At 54.3% G+C, this 20,385-nt stretch carries 14 protein-coding genes and 7 pseudogenes; 4 read left to right on the top strand and 17 right to left on the bottom strand.

What is annotated here, in order from left to right; translation table 11 throughout:
* Positions 1-31 precede the first annotated feature (31 nt).
* Positions 32-1,189, bottom strand: a complete 1,158-nt coding sequence (locus CVE23_RS07525) for a M20 aminoacylase family protein (RefSeq protein WP_100849210.1) — start codon at positions 1,187-1,189, stop codon at positions 32-34.
* A gap of 500 nt (positions 1,190-1,689) precedes the next feature.
* Here CVE23_RS07525 and CVE23_RS23040 point away from each other — a divergent pair.
* Positions 1,690-1,935, top strand: a pseudogene (locus tag CVE23_RS23040) (SymE family type I addiction module toxin); the annotation flags it as partial.
* Between the two features lie 46 nt (positions 1,936-1,981).
* On the opposite strand, the gene CVE23_RS07515 reads toward CVE23_RS23040, so the two are convergent.
* The 3 genes and pseudogenes from CVE23_RS07515 to CVE23_RS07500 all read right to left on the bottom strand — a co-directional run.
* Positions 1,982-2,302, bottom strand: a complete 321-nt coding sequence (locus CVE23_RS07515; RefSeq protein WP_100849209.1) for a type II toxin-antitoxin system RelE/ParE family toxin — start codon at positions 2,300-2,302, stop codon at positions 1,982-1,984.
* Positions 2,303-2,304: 2 nt separating this feature from the next.
* Positions 2,305-2,580, bottom strand: coding sequence for a type II toxin-antitoxin system ParD family antitoxin (locus CVE23_RS07510; RefSeq protein ID WP_100849208.1), 276 nt, complete (start codon positions 2,578-2,580; stop codon positions 2,305-2,307).
* Positions 2,581-2,754: 174 nt separating this feature from the next.
* Positions 2,755-3,749, bottom strand: a pseudogene (locus CVE23_RS07500) (IS3 family transposase); the annotation flags it as partial.
* 66 nt (positions 3,750-3,815) lie between these two features.
* On the opposite strand from CVE23_RS07500, the gene CVE23_RS07495 reads away from it, so the two are divergent.
* Positions 3,816-4,838, top strand: a complete 1,023-nt coding sequence (locus tag CVE23_RS07495) for an IS110 family RNA-guided transposase (protein WP_100848778.1) — start codon at positions 3,816-3,818, stop codon at positions 4,836-4,838.
* A gap of 218 nt (positions 4,839-5,056) precedes the next feature.
* On the opposite strand, the pseudogene CVE23_RS07490 reads toward CVE23_RS07495, so the two are convergent.
* The 5 genes and pseudogenes from CVE23_RS07490 to CVE23_RS07470 form a co-directional block, all read right to left on the bottom strand.
* Positions 5,057-5,173, bottom strand: a pseudogene (locus CVE23_RS07490) (transposase); the annotation flags it as partial.
* A 255-nt stretch (positions 5,174-5,428) separates the two neighbouring features.
* The gene (locus CVE23_RS07485; protein ID WP_100850424.1) at positions 5,429-5,746 is read right to left on the bottom strand and encodes a DUF7716 domain-containing protein; all 318 of its coding nucleotides are present in this window, start codon (positions 5,744-5,746) and stop codon (positions 5,429-5,431) included.
* Positions 5,747-5,801: 55 nt separating this feature from the next.
* Positions 5,802-6,767, bottom strand: a pseudogene (locus CVE23_RS23250) (RHS repeat-associated core domain-containing protein); the annotation flags it as partial.
* Between the two features lie 167 nt (positions 6,768-6,934).
* Positions 6,935-7,285: a hypothetical protein gene (locus CVE23_RS07475; protein WP_100849207.1), complete on the bottom strand. Its 351-nt coding sequence runs from the start codon at positions 7,283-7,285 to the stop codon at positions 6,935-6,937.
* Between the two features lie 4 nt (positions 7,286-7,289).
* Positions 7,290-8,396, bottom strand: a pseudogene (locus CVE23_RS07470) (RHS repeat domain-containing protein); the annotation flags it as partial.
* A 1-nt stretch (position 8,397) separates the two neighbouring features.
* On the opposite strand from CVE23_RS07470, the pseudogene CVE23_RS07465 reads away from it, so the two are divergent.
* Positions 8,398-8,607, top strand: a pseudogene (locus tag CVE23_RS07465) (SymE family type I addiction module toxin); the annotation flags it as partial.
* Positions 8,604-8,954, top strand: a complete 351-nt coding sequence (locus tag CVE23_RS07460; RefSeq protein ID WP_100849206.1) for a SymE family type I addiction module toxin — start codon at positions 8,604-8,606, stop codon at positions 8,952-8,954. The pseudogene CVE23_RS07465 and the gene CVE23_RS07460, both read left to right, overlap by 4 nt.
* A gap of 64 nt (positions 8,955-9,018) precedes the next feature.
* On the opposite strand, the gene CVE23_RS07455 is transcribed toward CVE23_RS07460, so the two are convergent.
* The 8 genes and pseudogenes from CVE23_RS07455 to CVE23_RS07420 form a co-directional block, all read right to left on the bottom strand.
* On the bottom strand, positions 9,019-9,612 hold the full coding sequence (locus CVE23_RS07455; protein WP_100849205.1) for a hypothetical protein: 594 nt from the start codon (positions 9,610-9,612) through the stop codon (positions 9,019-9,021).
* Complete coding sequence (locus CVE23_RS07450; RefSeq protein ID WP_225622650.1) at positions 9,603-14,642, bottom strand: RHS repeat-associated core domain-containing protein; 5,040 nt, start codon at positions 14,640-14,642, stop codon at positions 9,603-9,605. The genes CVE23_RS07455 and CVE23_RS07450 overlap by 10 nt, the downstream gene beginning before the upstream one ends.
* A 19-nt stretch (positions 14,643-14,661) precedes the next feature.
* A complete protein-coding gene (locus tag CVE23_RS07445) occupies positions 14,662-15,579 on the bottom strand; it encodes a DUF4123 domain-containing protein (RefSeq protein ID WP_100849204.1) in 918 nt (305 codons plus the stop codon).
* Positions 15,576-16,544: a DUF4123 domain-containing protein gene (locus CVE23_RS07440; RefSeq protein WP_100849203.1), complete on the bottom strand. Its 969-nt coding sequence runs from the start codon at positions 16,542-16,544 to the stop codon at positions 15,576-15,578. The genes CVE23_RS07445 and CVE23_RS07440 overlap by 4 nt, the downstream gene beginning before the upstream one ends.
* A 158-nt stretch (positions 16,545-16,702) precedes the next feature.
* Positions 16,703-17,466, bottom strand: a pseudogene (locus CVE23_RS07435) (ankyrin repeat domain-containing protein).
* Positions 17,463-18,230 carry an ankyrin repeat domain-containing protein gene (locus tag CVE23_RS07430; protein WP_225622649.1) on the bottom strand — a complete coding sequence of 256 codons (768 nt, stop codon included), beginning with the start codon at positions 18,228-18,230 and terminating at the stop codon, positions 17,463-17,465. The pseudogene CVE23_RS07435 and the gene CVE23_RS07430 overlap by 4 nt, the downstream one beginning before the upstream one ends.
* The gene (locus CVE23_RS07425) at positions 18,227-19,006 is read right to left on the bottom strand and encodes an ankyrin repeat domain-containing protein (protein WP_049854146.1); all 780 of its coding nucleotides are present in this window, start codon (positions 19,004-19,006) and stop codon (positions 18,227-18,229) included. Before CVE23_RS07425 ends, CVE23_RS07430 begins: the two co-directional genes overlap by 4 nt.
* Entirely contained in the window at positions 19,006-20,379 is a 1,374-nt protein-coding gene (locus CVE23_RS07420) for a Tle-like phospholipase domain-containing protein (protein WP_100849201.1), read from the bottom strand. Before CVE23_RS07420 ends, CVE23_RS07425 begins: the two co-directional genes overlap by 1 nt.
* Positions 20,380-20,385: the final 6 nt, after the last annotated feature.

Raw genomic sequence — 20,385 nt, 5'->3', positions numbered from 1 at the left:
ATTCCGGTCTTCCTACGCAGACCGGAGACATTTACCCCATCGGCAACCGTTTTTCCACCAACGCCACCCACATGGCGACACCGTGTGGAATCAACGCGTCATTGAAGTCATAGCAGGCATTATGCAGCGGACGGGATGGCGTATCGCCATCGGCCCCTAACCAGAAATAGGCGCCGGAACAGTGCTCCATCATGCAGGCGAAATCTTCGGACGCCATGGAAGGCGCGATTTCCCAATGCACCTGGTTTGCGCCAAACGTCGTTTCCGCGACCTCACGCACCATTTGCGCCGCTCGGGCGTCATTTTGGGTAACCGGGTAGCCGGGGTAGTAAGCGATGGAGCCCGTGACGCCGAATACCTCGGGGATTTGCGCCACAAACTGCGCAATCAATGCCTTCACCTGCTCGCGTACTGAGGTTTGCAGACAACGCAGCGTACCGCGCAGCACTACTTTTTCCGGAATAACGTTGATGGCCTCGCCGCCGTTAATCTGCGTGATACTGATCACCGCAGACGACTGAGGCGACAGGCGTCGTGAAGGGATAGTCTGTAACGATAGCACCAGTTGAGAGGCGGCCATAATCGGGTCAGCGCCGTTTTCCGGCATGGCGGCATGACAGCTTTTGCCGATCAGCACGATTTCAAACGAATCCAGGGAGGCCATCATCGCTCCGCTGCTCAGACCGACATGTCCCACAGGCAGCCCCGGCCAGTTATGCAACGCATAGATGTCATCCATTGGAAAACGGGTAAACAACCCCTCTTCCACCATGCGGCGCGCACCGCCCAGATTCTCTTCCGCCGGCTGAAATACTACCCGCACCGTACCGCTAAAACGCCGGGTTTCGCTGAGATGGCAGGCGGCGGCCAGCAACATGGCGGTATGCCCGTCATGGCCACAGGCATGCATAACGCCGGAATGCCGGGATTTATAAGCAAGATCGTTCAGTTCGGTAACCGGCAGCGCATCCATGTCGGCCCGCAACCCAATAACAGGACCGGGCCCGTTCTCCAGCGTTCCTACTACGCCAGTATCCGCCAGGCCGGTATGAACCTGAAAACCAAAGGCGGCGAGCAACGTCGCCACCATCCCGGACGTCTGACGCTCGTGATAGCCCAGTTCCGGATTGGCATGCAGTTTGCGCCGCCATTCAACGGCCTGCGCAATCAGCGCCGGAGAAATCCCCATACGCATCCTCCCGTTGATTCATATCAGAGCCCACCGCCTGATATGCCGTTCCCTCTGTTCAGGAATCGCCCACAGAGAATCACCTACTCTACTCCACCAGCCCCCATGAACAAAGGCATGTCCGACAAGAACGCACGCGGGATAACCCCCATGCGCGCCATGTCATCCTTCCATCACCGTTATCGGCATTATCGCCGACATCTTGCATCGGTTCTGGATAGTTACCTGTCCAGCGAACTGTTGACACCGGGGGGAAATAACAAAAAAGCAGGAGAAATCGCCTCTCATCAACGCGGCTCAACGCCACCAACTGACAGGGGAAGAGGTCACTCGGCAAAACGGCAGACTCCACCCGCCTTTTGCTAATCGAGCTTAAAAGCTGCTGGCTGAGTCGGGCTTGATTACCGGGAGCCGGTTACCGTGGCAGGAGAGTAGGTAAGGATGGTGGATAAAGATGGTGATTAAGACGCTAATCAATCTCTGACGGGTAATTCAATAAATTGCGGGTAAATAATCCTGAAGACAACGCGCTGACACAAGCCGGTTTTACCGCCGGGGCGTTGTTTCGTATCAGCCTGTACCGCAACGGGATGATACTGACCCGGCTGGACGATGACATCGATATCGCCGAGATGGGTGGCAGCGACACCGAAGGCGCAGACTGGGTGAGCGACAACGGCGAACTGACGCTGGCAGGCAACTGGCTCACCCAAAGCGGGTTACTCACCCCGCCGTTTAGCATTGAAGCAGGGAAGGAGCTACTTTTTGATACTGTCCGGCGACACCGTACTTTCAGTCAGTTTCATCCGTCAGCAGGTCACTTTCATAGTCCTGACCACCGTGCCAGATGCCCAGTACCGTTACCCGCTTTTTGTCTTCCTCCACCATAAAGGCAATGACCGTTCTTTTACGATAGTTCGTTACACGAAGCCCTGCCAGAAGGTCATTACGGGCGTTTCCCCTCGCCGGGAACAGGGATAGTGATTCACAGTAATCAACCACACTTTCCGTGTAACTCAGCGCCGTGTTGGGTGTCGCCGCCTCCGCGATATAACGATACAATGCAGCCAGTTGTTCTTCCGCTTCAGGGGCGAACACCACCTGATACTCCATTATTACTCTCCGGTTGCCTTCTTATGCTCGGCTTTCAGTCTGTTTCTGATGTCGTTACTGCTGAGGCTGTCCGTTTCACCCCGTTGCAACGCATTCCAGGCCGGAACAACCTGCTCCTGCAACCATTTTTCCACCGCATTATCGCGTGCCAGCAGTGCCCGAAGTCCCTCCCGGATAACCTCGCTTTCCGACGCATATTCGCCACTGGCGACGCGCGCTTTGACCAGCGCCGCCATCTCATTCGGCAACGTGATACTCATCTGCTGTGTCGTTCTCATTGGTAACCCCTTTCTCCCGCCAAGTAGGATTTAATCATACTCATTCTTTTGCCCCTTGTCAGGTGCTGCTCGTGTCGTTTTCTTCCGGCGAACCTTTCGTTTCCGCTCTGCCGGGTGCGTCTTCTCATCATGCACCTGTTTCAGATGCCCGATAGCCATGTAAGCGCACCCGTTTTAGTTCCACACACTTTTTGAGATTTCCGGGTCTTCAGCCATCAGCCGATATTCCTCCGGCGTCAGGTTATTCAGCGATTCATGGGGACGCTCGCTGTTATATTCATGCAGCCAGCGCTCCGTAATTTCCCGCGCTTCATTCAGTGTCCTGAATAGGTAAAAATCCAGTATTTCTGTCCGGTACGTCCGGTTAAAACGTTCGATAAAGGCATTCTGTGTCGGCTTGCCCGGTTTAATAAATTCCAGTGCTACACCATGCTCTTCCGCCCATTGTGCCAACGTCAGCGAAACCAGCTCCGGGCCGTTATCCATCCGCATCTTTAGCGGATACCCTCGGTTTGCCACTATCCTGTCCAACACCCGAACAACGCGTTGTGCCGGTATATTCAGGTCAATTTCTATCGCCAGCACTTCACGATTAAAATCATCCACCACGTTAAACGTACGAAAACGTCTGCCGCATACCAGCGCATCATGCATAAAATCCACTGACCAGCTCTGATTCAGGTGTTCCGGCGTCGCCAATGGTGCTGGATCACGCACGGGCAAACGTTGCTTTCCTTTACGACGAAAATTCAGTTTCAGTAAGCAATAAATACGATGAACGCGTTTGTGATTCCATGCATGCCCCTGCCTGCGTAGCTTCTGGAACAACTTCTTGAAGCCGTATCGCGGATAGCGTTCCGCCATGTCGGTCAGTGCCTGAATGACCGGCTCATCACGCCGGGTGTCAGGCTGATAAAAATAGACCGTCCTGCTCAACGATAACGTCCTGCATGCCTGGCGGATGCTCATCGTAAACTGCGCGGTCAGATAACTGACGAGCTCACGCTTTATCGCTGGTTTTAAAGCTTTTTTTCAATAACATCTTTGAGTGCCCGGCACTCCAGACTGAGATCGGCAAACATCTGTTTCAGTCGCCGGTTTTCGTCCTCCAGATCTTTCATCTTTTTGATATCAGAGGCTTCCATTCCGCCAAACTTCGCTTTCCAGTTAATGGGATGGACTACCTCCTCCCCCTGCGGTTAACTGTACGAAATATGCTCAACAGGAGAGTCACCATGAATATCGTATTTCTGGGTATTGATCTGGCTAAAAATGTTTTCCAGCTTTGCGGATTAAACCAGGCTGGCAAACCGGTTTATACAAAACGTACCGGCCGAAAAGAATTACTCCAGACGGTGGCAAATATTCCTGCCTGTCTGATTGGTATCGAAGCGTCAACAGGGGCATTTTACTGGCAACGCGAGTTTGAAAAACTGGGACATAAAGTAAAAGTCATCAGCCCACAGTATGTAAAACCTTTTGTTCGCGGGCAAAAAAATGACGGTAATGATGCACAGGCGATAGCTGTGGCCCTTATGCAACCCACGATGCAGTTTGTTCCGCCTAAAAGTCCCGAACAGCAGGATATTCAGGCTCTGCACCGTGCAAGACAACGTATTGTCAATCATCGTACTGCAACCGTCTGTCAAATCAGAGGACTGCTGCTTGACCGGGGAATAACAATCGGTGCAGCGGTCTCAAGAGTTCGTCATGCAGTTCCGCTGATCCTTGAAGATGCAGAAAATGGTCTCAGTACCAGAATGCGCAGGACGATTGCAGAACTCTATGATCTCTTTAACGATCTTGGTCGTCGCATAAACTTTTTTGATAAAGAAATAGAGGCTGTGTTCAGGCAATCTGAAGCCTGCCAGCGCATTGCCAAAGTTAAAGGTATTGGTCCTAAAACGGCAACGGCTGTTGTTGCCGCTATTGGCAAAGGAACTGAATTTAAAAATGGTCGTCACTTCGCCGCGTGGCTTGGTCTGGTTCCCCGGCAACACTCAAGTGGTGACAGGCAAGTTCTCATGAATATGACGAAAAAAGGCGACAAGCATCTGCGGACTCTTTTTATTCATGGTGCCCGCGCTGTCGTCAGGGTTGCCACGAATAAGAATGATAGCTGTCTGCATCAGTGGGTTAATCAGTTGAGGGAACGGCGAGGGTTTAATAAAACGACCGTGGCGGTAGCTAACAAGAACGCGAGAATAATCTGGTCGATGCTGAGAAATGATACAGAATATCAGGCAGCCGGAAGTTAATTCCCAGCCAGAAAAGTTGCAGTGTACTGAGAAATGGTGACAGGTTGCACCTGCACAATCGGAACCTGATTTTTATACTGGCCTCAGAGGCCGTCCAGTTGTTGAGGCGATCGTGTGCGGATTACCCATTTGGGCACAGGTTTTCCTGATGCCGGATAGATGTAAGCAACAACCCAAAACCAGAATCAGTGCTTGCAAAACGGAGGTAGTCCATAGATGTAGTACGAAGCCTCGGATATTCCCGCTTCGCGGCAGACGTCTTTGACGGTACGTCCGGCTTCAACGGACTTCAAAACGGCGATGATCTGGTGCTCGGTAAATCGGGCTTTGCGCATAGCGATCTCCTCAACGGGACATAATCAGTATGTCGGAAGATCGCTAAAAGTGAATGGTTCGGTTTAGCGGGATACTTACAGGCTCACCCAAAGTGGCTTACTCACCCCGCCGTTCAGCATCGAAGCCCTGTCCGGTCGGATCATCCTTCGGGCTGAACCGGGGGAGATTCTGGCGTAATAATACCGACGGATAAATATAAAAAAGCCAGAAGGATCTTTAGATCGCTTCCGGCCTAAATTCAGCACTATCAGTGCTTATAATTTAATAAAAGCATCATTTTCAAAGTAATATATAAATGCCTTGAATAAATCCTCATCTGACACATTCTTCTGAAGATTTGCATTATTAACTATGCCTTGTATTGATTGGATTCCCATAACATACCTGTACCCAGCATCCTTCACCACATCAGGATCTTCATCTGGATCATCTGAGTCTACGTCATCGGGATCTTCTACCATAACTAATAAATCTAAACTCCAAGACGAAACATCCTTAGGTAGATACAAAGCTAAACGCCAATCAATATTTTCAGCATCCCTTAATATTTCTCTTAGATTTTTCTGAACCATTTCATCGTCCTCCGCCCCAATTATACATTCCTCCTTTTCCACCTGGATGTAAGGTTTATTGAACCACACCGGGAGCCTGATGCTGAGATAAAGGTACTAATTGCATAACTCCAGGTTTCTCAGGATGATGATGCCACGTCAAATCACTTATAGGTGAGCGTCTTGGATACGCACCACGAGATCCTGGCTTAACCCCATCAGTGATTCCTGGATACATATCCTCCATGTTTTTCGCAAAGCTCGGGTCAGCCTGCATTGCCTCATGTAGCTTTTTATTTGCATCTTGGAAACGAACTTTATCAGAGCGACCAGGATAAAACTGGTCATCAATCTTGGTTTCGTAAGCTACTGAATATCGTGAACTCTTAAGCGGCCGTCCAGAGGCATCTGTACAGACAGACTTCGCAAGCCCCAGCGGATCTATCCATTCCATCGGGTTATGCACATACCCCTGCGGCCTCAGCCCTCCCGCTAAACCTATCGGGTCTGAAGACAGATACTGCCCGCTTTCCGGGTCAAAATACCGGTGCCGGTTGTAATACAGCCCCGTCTCCGCGTCGTAGACCTGACCCTGATAGCGCAGCTCGCAGTACACTTCCTCGTTGGCCGCGTCGCCCAGATAACGCCGCAGCGGTATGGGTCGCTTGTCTTCCCGGTACGCCCCCCACAGCCCCTGCTCGCCACGCCAGTGCACGTCGCCCGTTTCGCTGCACAGCTCACGCGCCGTCCCCGTCAGGTCCGTCACGATATAGTGCAGCCGGGTTTCCCCCTCCTGCTCCTCCACCTGCGCCAGCGGCCGGAAACTCCCCGGCTCGTACACCCACTGCACCGCACGCGCCACGCTGCCGTCCACCCGGTACTGCGTCTGACCCGACAGCTGGTCGCCGTCCCACCGGTACGCCACCCGCGCTACCGCCTGCGCCGACGGCACCTGGCCCTCGCGCACCTTGCTTACCCGTCGTCCGAACGCGTCGTAACGATACCGCCATCGCGCCCCGTCCGGCAAACTCACCCGCGCCATTGAGCCGCAACGCCTGCTCGCCCCAGTGGCTGTCGCGGATGCCCGTCACCGTCACGGTGGAGCGCGGCAGGATTATTATTGAGACGCAGATTAATTTTTAGCGACTGACCAGACCATAAAATAAAAAGCCGGAAGGATCGTTGGATCACTTCCGGCTTTTTTATTTTTTAATTATAAATACCCTTATCCTCTGCCTTTTCAATGAATAGATCCTGTAAATCTCCTTGGATCTCTTCATCACCATAAATCAATTTAAAATCATCATCTATTCCAGGAGGAAAATGAGAACCATCAATAGTCCCTAGTATTATTGACGCTGTATCTGTAATAGTTATTTTAAAAAAATCAAAAATAGCCTCTTTATCCTCATCACTAAGTGACGATAAAGCTCTTCTAGCTTTTGCATAAACATCAACACCTTCATCAGGTGCCTTTGTTAAGCTATTCTTATAACGAAGAAAATTATCTTCGAGCGCTTCATTAAAGATTGAATCAACAAATTTCTCATTACCAGACATAAAATCACCTCCCAAAGTTTTTATATCTCACTTCCGGATACATTGATTTATTCAAATCAATCAACTCACGTAGTTTAGCATTTGGGACATCAGGATAAACTCTTCTAAGCTCTTTAATATCTCTAGCGATAACATCCCTAGCGGAGCTGAATGGTTGCCCTGTCGTCGGATTTATTTTACTTCTTGATACTATTCCAACACCCTCTTTAGAAAGAGTATGACCTTCTTTGGGAACTAACATTGAGGGAGCTGTTTTAGGATCGTAATCTTTTACTAAATCTTTCATTATTGCCTTTTGACCAACGTGGTGGGCATCTAATTCAAGATTTTTTCCTTTCACTGAATTTCGCAGATCCTCATAACTTCCTACGTCCCATTTTTCAGGACACTTAGTTAGGCCTAGAGGGTCAACCCAACAGAAGGGGTTAGGAACATACCCCTGCGGCCTCAGCCCCCCGGCCAGCCCTATCGGGTCCGCCGAGATATACTGCCCCAGTTCCGGGTCGTAGTAGCGGTGACGGTTGTAATACAGCCCCGTCTCCGCGTCGTAGACCTGACCCTGATAGCGCAGCTCGCAGTACACTTCCTCGTTGGCCGCGTCGCCCAGATAACGCCGCAGCGGTATGGGTCGCTTATCTTCCCGGTACGCCCCCCACAGCCCCTGCTCGCCACGCCAGTGTACGTCGCCCGTTTCGCTGCACAGTTCACGCGCCGTCCCCGTCAGGTCCGTCACGATATAGTGCAGCAGGGTTTCCCCCTCCTGCTCCTCCACCTGCGCCAGCGGCCGGAAACTCCCCGGCTCGTACACCCACTGCACCGCACGCGCCACGCTGCCGTCCACCCGGTACTGCGTCTGACCCGACAGCTGGTCGCCGTCCCACCGGTACGCCACCCGCGCTACCGCCTGCGCCGACGGCACCTGGCCCTCGCGCACCTTGCTTACCCGTCGTCCGAACGCGTCGTAACGATACCGCCATCGCGCCCCGTCCGGCAAACTCACCCGCACCAGACGGTCCTGCGCGTCCCACTCAAACCGCGTTTCCTGCGCCCGGAAACCGGGACGGCTCTCCCGTCTGACCGCCAGACGACCGCACGCATCGTACTGATACTGGGCAGGCCACTGGCTGAAGGAAGCCGGGTTCCGCACCGGGCAACCGCTGAAGCTGCGCGTGATGCCCGGCTGCATTGTCATCACCACGCAGGATATCCGTGCGCTGTGGCAGGACCTGCACGCGCTCAGTATTGCCGCGTTTGATGAACAGGCGGTGGCTCGGTGGCTGAGGGGGTTTCCCGGTGGGCTGGATGTTGGGGGCGCACAATGAGCATCGACATTGATATTGCCTGGCAGCAGGGCGACCAGCCGGAACTGACCCTGAGCGGCACCGCGCTGGCACAGGCTGGGTTTACCGCCGGGGCGTTGTTCCGTATCAGCCTGTACCGCAACGGGCTGATGCTGACCCGGCTGGACGACGACACTGATATCGCCGCGCTGGTGGACGAACTGGATGGCAGCGACACCGAGGGCGCGGACTGGGTAAGTGACAACGGCGAACTGACGCTGGCAGGCGACTGGCTCACCCAGAGCGGGTTACTCACCCCACCGTTCAGCATTGAAGCCTTACCCGGTCGAATCATGATCCAGGCTGAACCGGGGGCGATACTGGCGTAGTAACACCGACGGCTCAATATAAAAAAGCCGGAAGGATCGTGAGATCGCTTCCGGCCCTCTATATTTAATGATTCAAAAAATCCTTAATATCTTCAACATCCTTTCTTACATACCCCTTAGGTGGAAGTTCTAATTCAGGGTATAGGAATTTTATCTGAGTATCGAAATTAACCCCCTCAGAGAAATACTTCACCAACCTTTCCTTTATCTTATCCACTTTCCCACTCATACCAAGCAATTCAAATGAATAAAGAATATCTTTATGAAAAACAGGATCTAAATCTTTAATCAAAACTCTAATGTTATTAGGATCGAATATTTTCCCATATTCTATTAAATTTAGACCAAAAACACCTGTACTTTCCCTTACTGATGAATAGCTAAGTCCAACTAGACAACGCTCTCTCTCATTAAATATAACTTCTAATGTGATATTTCTGTGAAATAAAGCTAGTAATCGATGTGCAGCAACCACAATGCAGAAAAGTACTTTTTCTTCATTTAGATTTATCCCATCCCACTCATCCCTATCTCTAAGAACATCAAAGAACTCCATTTGACAATCATCTCTTAGTTGGGCAATTGTATAACCAATACCATCCAAATAAATTGAAAAAACAGAATTTTCAACCAAATCTTTCTTCTTTACTATGGACATTTATCCCCCTTTGTTCTGTGATTATCTGCAGCAGCCAAATAATCATCTCTACGAGGATTATTTGGACCTATCGGGTTTTGTTTATTTGATGTTCCTTCTAACCCGCCAAGATCTTCAAATGTCCGTTGTTCCAAACCTCGTGCAGTATACTTTCCTTCAAGGCCATCTCCTCTATAGAAAGGCTCAGGTTTAACATCAAACACATCAAAATTATTCCCATACCGATAATTGAGCACATCTTGTGCTGAATGTCCTAGCCCAGGTTTGCTGGCATATCCCACATAAGGCTTACCATTTTTTACACCCTGATAGGTAATATGCGTCGCATTTGCTGGGTCACCTACAAGCCCCAGCGGATCCACCAATTCCATCGGGTTATGCACATACCCCTGCGGCCTCAGCCCTCCCGCTAAACCTATCGGGTCTGAAGACAGATACTGCCCGCTTTCCGGGTCAAAATACCGGTGCCGGTTGTAATACAGCCCCGTCTCCGCGTCGTAGACCTGCCCCTGATAGCGCAGCTCGCAGTACACTTCCTCGTTGGCCGCGTCGCCCAGATAACGCCGCAGCGGTATGGGTCGCTTGTCTTCCCGGTACGCCCCCCACAGCCCCTGCTCGCCACGCCAGTGCACGTCGCCCGTTTCGCTGCACAGCTCACGCGCCGTCCCCGTCAGGTCCGTCACGATATAGTGCAGCCGGGTTTCCCCCGCCTGCTCCTCCACCTGCGCCAGCGGCCGGAAACTCCCCGGCTCGTACACCCACTGCACCGCACGCGCCACGCTGCCGTCCACCCGGTACTGCGTCTGCCCCGACAGCTGGTCGCCGTCCCACCGGTACGCCACCCGCGCTACCGCCTGCGCCGACGGCACCTGGCCCTCGCGCACCTTGCTTACCCGTCGTCCGAACGCGTCGTAACGATACCGCCATCGCGCCCCGTCCGGCAAACTCACCCGCACCAGACGGTCCTGCGCGTCCCACTCAAACCGCGTTTCCTGCGCCCGGAAACCGGGACGGCTCTCCCGTCTGACCGCCAGACGACCGCACGCATCGTACTGATACTGATGACCGCCGCGCTGCGTCACCCGGCCGGCCGCATCGTAACCCGCCGACGACTGCACCGTTGCATTTTTTGCCGACAGCCGCCCGGCTCCGTCCGGCGCTATCGCCGACACCTCGCACAGGTTCTGCTCGCTGTCGTAGCCAAACAGCCGTGCCTGTTTCTGCCGCCCCTGCTCGCGCCGCTCCGCCGTCACCTGACCCGCGCCATTGAGCCGCAACGCCTGCTCGCCCCAGTGGCTGTCGCGGATGCCCGTCAGACGGTCCAGCACGTCGTACTGGTAGCGCCGCTCCAGTACCCCATTCACTCCGTCCAGCGCCTGAACCGCCAGCAGCCCGGTGGCGCTCCACTCGTGGCGCAGCGCAAAGCCTTCGCCGTTGCTGCGCAGCTGTTCATACCCCGACGCCGTGTGGCTGAACGTCAGCGGCTGATGCGAGCCGATGCTCAACGTCGTCAGCCGCCCGCCCTGCCAGCCCAGACTCAGCGACGACAGCAGCCCTTCCACCACCGAACGCTGCCCGCTGTCGTCGTAGCCGCTGCGCACCTCTTCGCCGTTTACCCGCTCCGACACCACCTGACCGGCACGGTTATAATCGTACTCCACCACCGCGTCCGGGCTCGCCGCCTTCAGCAGCCGGCCCGACAGGTCATAGGCAAAGGTCGTCGCGCCCTCGCTGGCCCCGTCTGCCCGGACCGCCTGAATCTCGCTCAGCCGGTCGCCGGCGTCATACCCGTATTCAAGATGGCTGCCGTCCGGCGCCGTGCGCCGTGTCAGTCGGCCCGCCACATCGTAACCGTAACGGTACACCCGGCCGTCATAATGCCGTTCTTCGCTCAGCCGACCACTGGCGTCAAACTGATAGTGCCACGCCTGCCCCTGGCTGTTGGTCACCCCGGCGAATTCCGATTCCGCATTGTAATGATAGCGGACGGTCGCGCCCAGCGGGTCGGTCGCTTCCAGCAGGTTATCAAACGCCCCATAGCGGAACAGGTAACGCTGCCCCAGCGCATCCGTCACCGAGGTCAGATTGCCTTCCGTATCATAGCCAAAGCGGGTTTCGCTGCCGTCTTCGTACACCACTTTCGACGGCGTGTCGCGCCCGCCTTCATAGTCCCAACGCCGCACCTGCACGCCTTGTTCATGTGCGATGTGCCGCTCCGTCAGCCGGTCTTGCGCATCGTAGAAAAAGGTCACCGCCGGCGCCTCGCCGGGCTCCAACCGCTCCAGCAATCCACGCCGGTTGTAATGATAATGCTGCTCGCGGCCATCCGGCCCGGTTACTGCAGACAACAGCCCCTGCGCCGTGTAGGCATGACGCCAGCTCCGCCCCTCCGGGTCGCTGGCCGTTTCCACCAGCCCCTGAGCATTGCGCGTATACTGCCAGGCGTTGCCCAACGGGTCGGTATAAGCCAGCAATTGACCGTCATCGTCGTAATCGTAACGGTGTAGGCTCCCGTCCGGCAGCGTCACCGCCGTCACCTGCCCCCAGTCGTTACGCTGATATTCGGTGCGTTGGCCCAGCGGGTCGGTCTGCGCCGCCAGTTGGTTGTTGTTGTCCCACTCGAAGTGAACCTCGCCGCCGTCCGGCTCGCGGCGCAGCAGAATATTATTGCGCGCATCGCGCACATAGGTGGTCACCCCGCCGAACCCGCTGTGATAGTGGTTGGTGAGGCTGTCCGGGTCGTAGCTGAACGAGCCGGGCCAGAAACCTTCCGCCGTTCTGTCGCGCAACGCGCGGCCCTGTTCATCGTAATCGTGTTCGACCCAGGTATGAGCCAGATCGGACCAGCGCAGCAGCCAACCTTCCGGCGAGTAGCGGTAATCAAAATTACGCCCTTCGCCAGCGCGCACGCTGAGCAGATGACCTTGCGCATCATAGCGGTAGCTGGCCAGCGTTTTTAGCGTCTGACGGTGCTCATCGCACAGGGTCAGTTTGACTATCCGCCGCCGCTGCGTCTCCACATGCACCAGACGCCCGTCCGGCAGGGCTATCCAGCACAGATCGGCGCGATCCCACAACAGGGCGATTCGGTTACCCGCCTGATCTTCAATCGCGCTAAGGCAAAGTTGCAGCCCCAGGGCATGCTCAAAGCGATAACGCACGCCGTCCACGTTTTGCAGCACGAGCTGACCCTGTTGACGAGTCAATCGCCACGCCGGATTCGACGCCGCCCGGCTGAACGCGCCCTCGTCAGGCAGCACGAACACCGCCTGATTGAACTCGCCGTCGGTCAGCGTGGCGATCCCGTTTTCCAGCTCCAGGCCCATATCCCAGTTGGTGCGCCACAGCGCCCCTAACAGCCCCGGTTTTCGCTCCCCGCCTGAACGGTAATACCGTTTCATGGATAACGGCAGCAGGCTCGTCAACGTAAAGTCGGTGCGCCAGTCCACCACGTAACCGGTCGCCATATCCACCGGTTCGCCCTCGCTCTGACACTTCTCGCTGCCGGCTTTACACGCCTTGTCGTCTTCCCCGGCTTTTTTCTGCTGTGGGGTGCTATCCGGCTGTTCGCCCTTATTGCTCCCGGCGCTAATGTCCTCGGTTTCTTTCGACGGTGCGCGTCGTTTCTTTTCACTCACCGCATTTTTCGGCTTTCCGTCATCGGCTTTGGTTATTGCGTTGTCGGATTTTTTGGTAACCGGTCTGCCTTCTTTGATGCCGTCGGCTTTGGTTTCGGCTTTTTTCCCTTCCCCCGACTTGGTAGTAGTTGCCTCCGGTTTTGCCGCCTGACTTTCAGCATGCGCCGGCGCTTTCGGCGCTTCGGCGGCCTTAGCAATGCTCCCCTTCGGCCTGGCGCTGCCGCTCACGCGGGTGACCACCTTGCCGATAAACTCATTGAATTTGGACTCGATGTAGGCCAGCGCGCTGTCATATTTGGCAATAAGCTTTTCCAGCGCGGTGATCATGGCGCTGAAGCTGTCTTTCATCAGCGACACAATCCAGTTGTTTTTAAGCGCGGACTCGGCCAGCACCTGTTTGAGCGCCGCGTGGATCTTCAACAGCAAGGCCTTGGCCTGCGCGCCGTAGTTCCTCAGCTCGGCGCGCAGTTTGGTCAGCCCTTTCACCAGATTGCCGTCCGATAGGCTGCGGATAGTCCTGATGGCGAACTGCAGCTCTTTCGGCGTCCCGACCTTGAGCGCGCGGATAATCGCCCGTCCGCTGACCTTGAGCGCATCTCCCAGCCCGGGAATGACGCCAATCGCACAGAGCGCGCCTTCGGCGATATGCAGCGGGTCTTCGAGCTTGGCCGGCTCCTTGTAAGACTGCCAGCTCCACTCGCCGATCGAATACACATCCATCGCCTGCCCGACTACCGGAATAAAACCCAGCGCGATTTCACAAAACAGCATCAGCGCGGCGTTGTCATCTCCACCTTTGTCCGCCACTTCCGCCGCCAGGCTGTGATGGATTTTGTTAATCGCCTGTTTGAGCTGACGGCTGCCGCGATTGACGCGTTTATCCAGTTCCCAGAAACGGTCATAGGATTTGCGGTACTCCTTGGGAATTGAGGTAAAAAGCCCCGCGCCATCGACATCCACATGACGATCGCTGCTATCATCCACGTCGTAGGTCACCAGACCTTGCTTGCGCAGCAACAAAAACAGCGTGAAATATTCCCCCGCCAACGTTGCATAAGCCGGGTTCGCCTGTAATACCGGGTTGTTTTCCACGGTTTCACGGGGTTTGAAATCGTCGGAGCCTTCATCCAGCATCAGCTCAAACGTGCCGCATCCCATGTCGTAAATTTTGCACAACCCTTTGGCGTCGGTTTTGCCGTGAATCTCCGTCTTATTACTATCAACCAATACGAACGGCGCGTTGGGCACCGGTTTCCCGGAGTCATAGTGGTAATAAATAAGCACTTCACAGCCGCATTTGGCGCAACCGCCTGAAATTTGGTTATCCGTGGCAAAATTCTGATTGGCTGCGTCTTCACTCGACAACAGCGTCGCCTTTTTATCCTGACTCATGACAAGTCATCCCTTTTAGTTATGCGTCGTCCAGTTGGTCAATCGCCGTCTTATACAGGCGGTCCATACGGTTTTGCGCGCCGATATATTCCGGCTGCGCCAGAATCTCCTGCGCCCACGGCTGATAAACAAAGGCCGGCTCCAGCTCGGTGGCCAGCGCCAGATAGCGCACGATATCCCGATCGTTATTAAATCCCTGGATACGGGCCTGTTCGGTTTGTTGGCGGGTGAAATTCAGCAAGGCGTCGTCATCGCTCGCCTGCCAGCGCTGGTGATGGGTTTTGAGGTGCGCCATGTAGCTGTCCAGCGCCTGACGCGTAGCCGGCGCCAGCAGTGCCTGCCACTGCGCCTCGCTGAGCGAACGCGGCAAGGTATCAGGCAGATTGTGCGCGGTCCGTTCGGTCAGCGTCAGGCTCTGCACGGCGCCGTCAGGCGCAATGTCGCAGAACGTGGCGATCGGGCCGCAGAGCGCGGTAGCCTCCTGCGCCGAACTCGCCGCCAGCAGCGGCGTAAGCACCTCCCAATCGCTGATGCGCAGAATGGCGCTGTCTCCCTCCTGGGTGGCGACCAGACTCCACTGCCGCAGGTGTTTCACCAGTTCCAGCAGTTGGTCAAGCGGCGAGTAGGCCTGCATAAACCAGTCGAGTTGAACTCCGACTCCCCAGCCCGGCTGCGTTAACAGATGCTCACGCACCTGCGGCCAGTTGGTCGGGTGGACGGGAATACAATAAGGCGATACGGAAGCATGAACCTGTCCGGTTTCTCCCCAGTACAGACGGGTTTGTTCCAGGCTACCGCCCCAGCGCTCCGCCAGCCAGGGAACCGCATCGTTCAGCGCCGCTTCGGCGACCACGAAGCACCCGCCCGCGGCCAGTCGCGCCTGCCAGGCCGCTTCCGTTTCCGGTTGCAGACTCAGAAAAGATTGAGACAGCGTCACGGCATAACCTCCGTCGTATCCGGTAATTCGCCCCGCATCCAGCCGGGCCGGTGATAATGAAGGCGAACGTCTTCCACCCGGGCGGATTCGGATTTAAAAATCCGAATGCTGTCGCCCAGCGAATAACGCTCGGTCAAATGAATAAAAACCGGGTGATGATAAAACTCGCTGCCGATGATCCAGCGGTGGGCCGACCAGGCTTCGCACTCCGTTTCCGAGGCAAGCGGATACCGGATGCGGGCCAGCGTAACGCCGCTGAGAAAGCGGCTTTTCACCACCTCGATATCCAACTGCATCCAGTGCAATGTGCCGGCATAAAGAAACAGCTCATTCGCCAGCCGGTGCAGACGATTGTCGTTGGATAACAGATAAAACTGGTCGCGATTCAAGGTGATCAGATAATCGTCATCGGTGGATTGACGCACTGGCTGCCTCCCATGATGGTCCGCCAGCACGTGGTAGCGGCAAGGGGCGGCGGGGTCATCCTCCGCCAGCGGCAGGTACAAACCGGTCAAAAGCCCCATAAATGCCATGCGCTCATCGTCGTTGAGCGTTTGCCACCACAGGCGCAGCACATCCGGTACATAGCTACGCAACAGCGCCAGCGTACCGTCCGGGTAACGACAGCGCAGACGTTGCTGCCAGAAATCAGCCACTGGTGTCAGTGACTGCTCGCTATGCATCAACATCACGCCCTGATGGCGCGCAGGTTGCGTATCCGCCAGCCAGTGCAGCAGTGTTTCCCCCGGCCCGCCTTCGTCTACCTGCACCACCATCGGCGCCCAGCGCTGCCAGTCATCACCGGCACCTTCAAAGCGTAAGGGTTGCCACATCTGCGCCGCTCGCGGCTGAAACGCGCGCCAGAAATCCGGCAATGCCGGATACTGCATCGGATCGACAATGGCATACAGCGGCAGCGAGCAACGCTGACTGAGTTCAAACAGGGTATAGCCCGTTATCGTCATGATTTTTTCACTGGGATAATTAATCGATATTTAAATAAGGAGAAAACCGGAATGAGAACAGCGACAAACGTCGTCAGAGGAAATGAATTCCACCACGACGGCGAACAAAAATAATCTATTGCTAGTGAAATACGAACCGACTGACCAGCGATGCTGTTTTAAAGTAATTCGCCTTTGGCGCGGCGTTCCCTGACTTCTGTCGGGGATAAGGGTGGAAATTTAATACCGCGTTGTTGTAACTGTTGTTTTACCTTTAACAACCAAGAATAATTTGGAGAATTGTTAGCAACTATCGATAAACTCTCATGAACTCTCCACGCCAAACTCCCCCCGTAGCGGAGTAAGTATCGACTTTAGCGCCGTGCTCAATGAGCCAATAAACGGTTTCATACTCATTAATATAAGCCGCATATAGAGCACTGTTTCGCTTCTGTGCATCCTCCAAATTAAGATCAGCACCCCGTGTTACTAGAAGCTTAATATCATCCCATCGCGACTCATTGATGGCACTAAATAGAACAGGTGATTTACCTGCATCCATAGAATTTGGATCGCCACCAGCATCCAACATCATTTTCAGCCATTCAGGTGATTTCGCACCAGCCACCATATTGACGGCAGATGAACCTGTACCGGTCCGAAAATTAGGATCCGCCCCCAGCTTTAACGCCAGTCTGGCTCCGGCCTGATCCTGCTGCATTATCAACCATAGCAGCGGCGTAATCCCTTCCTTACCCTGAATATTCAAGTTCAGCCCCTGAGCAAGCTGACGCCGGGCTTCCACTTCATCACCTTTACGGATGGCCTGCAATAATGTCGCCATCGGTGGCTGGAACAATTCACTGGCCTGCATACTGCGCCCTCCGGCCTGACAGGCGGTTAGCAGCGGCAAACAGGCCAGCAGCCAATGCCACCATTTCAAAGCGACTCTCCCTTTTCCCATTTATCCTGAACCTCTGCCGGAGACAGCGGGGGGAATTTAATACCGCGTTGCTGTAATTGCTGTTTGACTTTTAATAACCAGGGATATTGTGGAGAACTCTGTGCCATGATTGACAAACTTTCATGCACCCGCCAGGCCAGACTGCCACCTGTTGCAGAATAGGTATCAACTTTAGCGCCACGCTCAATTAGCCAATATACAATCTCATACTTATTTAAATATGCTGCATAGTGAGCACTTGTTGTTTTCTGTCCATCAACCAAATTAATATCAGCACCACGCTCTACCAGCAGTTTGATATCAGCCCAACGTTCTTCACCTATCGCACTAAATAACGCCGGTTGCTCAAGTCGTCCAATGGCATTCGGATTTCCCCCGGCATCCAGAACAATACGCAGCCAGTCTGGATCCCGCGCACCGGATACCCGGTTTACCGCACTGTCGCCTGAGCCGTCTTTGTAATTTGGATCGGCACCCAGTTTTAACGCCAGACGCACCGCATCCTTATCCTGCGTTTCATAAATCAACCATAGCAGCGGCGTAATCCCTTCCTTACCCTGAATATTCAAGTTCAGCCCCTGAGCAAGCTGACGCCGGGCTTCCGCTTCATCACCTTTACGGATAGTTTGCAATAATGTCGCCATCGGTGGCTGGAACAATTCACTGGCCTGCATACTGCGCCCTCCTGCCTGACAGGCGGTGAGCAGCGGCAAACAGGCCAACAGCCAATGCCACCATTTCAAAGCGTCTCTCCCTTTTCCCATTTATCCTGAACCTCTGCCGGAGATAACGGGGGGAACTTAATACCGCGTTGCTGTAATTGCTGTTTGACTTTTAATAACCAGGGATATTGTGGCGAACTCTGCGCCATGATTGACAAACTTTCATGCACCCGCCAGGCCAGACTGCCACCCGTTGCAGAATAAGTATCGACTTTAGCACCACGCTCAATTAGCCAATATACAATCTCATATTGATTGATATAAGCAGCATAAAGCGCGCTATTCCTTTTCTGCTTGTCTTCTAAATTGATATCCCCACCACGCTCTACTAACAGTTTGATATCAGCCCAGCGTTCTTCATTAATAGCACTAAATAATGCCGGTTGACCTAGTCGCCCAATGGCATTCGGATTTCCCCCAGCATCCAGAACAATGCGCAGCCAGTCTGGATCTCGCACACCGGATACTCGGTTTACTACACTGTCACCTGCGCCGTCTTTATAATTTGGATCGGCACCCAGTTTTAATGCCAGACGCACCGCCTCCTTATCCTGCGTTTCATAAATCAACCATAGCAGCGGCGTAATCCCTTCCTTACCCTGAATATTCAAGTTCAGCCCCTGAGCAAGCTGACGCCGGGCTTCCGCTTCATCACCTTTACGGATGGTCTGCAATAGTGTCGCCATCGGTGGCTGGAACAATTCACTGGCCTGCATACTGCGCCCTCCGGCTTGACAGGCGGTGAGTATTCCCGCAAAAAATACAGCGATCCATTTGATTTTCTGTAACCATCGCATTATGCCCCCTTAAGCGTACTGGTAATTTTTCCAATATCGTCCTTTTTCTCTTTCTCTATACCCGCAATAACCTGATCCATACCATGACGCGCTAGCGGCGACCCACCAGATGCAGGCAAAGGCATCATCTCTCCTGCTGCTTTGGGAAGCCCGCCGCTCAACAACGCAGCAACACCGACAGCGCCCCCTATCGCCGCGCCAACGCCCCCCCCAACCAGCGCACCAGCCCCCGACAGTAGACCGGGAACGGCCGCTTTGCCATAGGTTTGCACCATAGTCAGAATCTCGCCATCTACTGCCTGTGTCTTAATCAGGGAACTGGTAGTAGCCATATCTGCACCACCATTTTGAACTATTGTATTAGAATGCAATCCAGCTGCATTGAAGGTATAACCAACTAACTTGGTCGCACTCACAGCAGCAGAGGCTAATCCTCCCCCTAAAGAATGCCCAACAATGACTGGTGGAGATTTTGATAGTACTTCCTTCACCTGAGTAGCTAAATCCATGGCTTGTTTATATTGTGTCGTCTTTAAACCCATGCCTTGACCTGCATTAGTTAACCAATCTTTGGCCCCCGTTACAGCATTATTTGTGCCTCGAAAAGTAAGCATGGTTTCATCATTTATTGCAGATTTAAATAATGCGGCACCAAATCCTGAATCTGGATCCGTAAATACAGTACCTTCTAACTTTGGCAACTGCTCTATAGTTAAACGTTCCAACCCGACCGGTGGCTTTGGCAATACCGTTCTGGCCTTACGTGCTACCTCATCCACCGGATAAACATACTGCGCCGCCTCCGCGCGCAGTATGCTGTCGTTATTAAACGCCAGTCGGGTGGCGGCGTCTTTCAGGTCCGGCATGGTTGCCGCCTGCTGCGCCAGCTTCGCGCGCGCCAGATAGCGATCCTTACGCTGCAATATCGTCAGCGCCTCATCCAGCACCGGCAACTCGGCGGTCGCAGCCCATTCCATCATGGCGGGCAGCAGCATCGGCGTCAGCGCCAGCAGCGGAGCGCGGCTTTTCGCCGATTGTTCCGCACAGGATTTGACCGGCGACTGGTAAGGCGAATCGCCAATAATCACATCTCCGCTGCCGGCCGCCACCGATCCACCGCAGCCGATGGCATCGCCGATACGTGCGGCCAGCTTGCCGTTGATAATTACCGTACCGGAACCGGCGGAAATGGCCCGGTTGTGAACCCCGTGCGGCATATTCGGACACGGACAGGCATGCAGCAACACCGCATCGCCCTTACGTGCCGCCGGTTTGCCATTGATAATCACATCGCCACTCCCCGCAATCACCGGGGTGGCGGGAAAGCAGCCGTGACCGGCACAGCTGTCCCCTAAACGCGCAGCTCCTGGCATGGTGGC

The sequence above is a fragment of the Dickeya fangzhongdai genome, assembly GCF_002812485.1.
GTDB lineage: Bacteria > Pseudomonadota > Gammaproteobacteria > Enterobacterales > Enterobacteriaceae > Dickeya > Dickeya fangzhongdai.
Note: the sequence above shows the minus strand (reverse complement) of the source record. Positions and strands in the feature narration are given on the sequence as shown.

Bases quoted from the DNA above. Each gene is read 5' to 3' on its own strand.
- CVE23_RS07440 (WP_100849203.1), bottom strand. From the start codon at position 16,544: ATGACGATAACGGGCTATACCCTGTTTGAACTCAGTCAGCGTTGCTCG.
- CVE23_RS07425 (WP_049854146.1), bottom strand. From the start codon at position 19,006: ATGCGATGGTTACAGAAAATCAAATGGATCGCTGTATTTTTTGCGGGA.
- CVE23_RS07475 (WP_100849207.1), bottom strand. From the start codon at position 7,285: ATGTCTGGTAATGAGAAATTTGTTGATTCAATCTTTAATGAAGCGCTC.
- CVE23_RS07420 (WP_100849201.1), bottom strand. From the start codon at position 20,379: ATGCCAGGAGCTGCGCGTTTAGGGGACAGCTGTGCCGGTCACGGCTGC.
- CVE23_RS07525 (WP_100849210.1), bottom strand. From the start codon at position 1,189: ATGGGGATTTCTCCGGCGCTGATTGCGCAGGCCGTTGAATGGCGGCGC.
- CVE23_RS07495 (WP_100848778.1), top strand. From the start codon at position 3,816: ATGAATATCGTATTTCTGGGTATTGATCTGGCTAAAAATGTTTTCCAG.
- CVE23_RS07510 (WP_100849208.1), bottom strand. From the start codon at position 2,580: ATGAGAACGACACAGCAGATGAGTATCACGTTGCCGAATGAGATGGCG.
- CVE23_RS07460 (WP_100849206.1), top strand. From the start codon at position 8,604: ATGAGCATCGACATTGATATTGCCTGGCAGCAGGGCGACCAGCCGGAA.
- CVE23_RS07515 (WP_100849209.1), bottom strand. From the start codon at position 2,302: ATGGAGTATCAGGTGGTGTTCGCCCCTGAAGCGGAAGAACAACTGGCT.
- CVE23_RS07450 (WP_225622650.1), bottom strand. From the start codon at position 14,642: ATGAGTCAGGATAAAAAGGCGACGCTGTTGTCGAGTGAAGACGCAGCC.
- CVE23_RS07455 (WP_100849205.1), bottom strand. From the start codon at position 9,612: ATGTCCATAGTAAAGAAGAAAGATTTGGTTGAAAATTCTGTTTTTTCA.
- CVE23_RS07485 (WP_100850424.1), bottom strand. From the start codon at position 5,746: ATGGTTCAGAAAAATCTAAGAGAAATATTAAGGGATGCTGAAAATATT.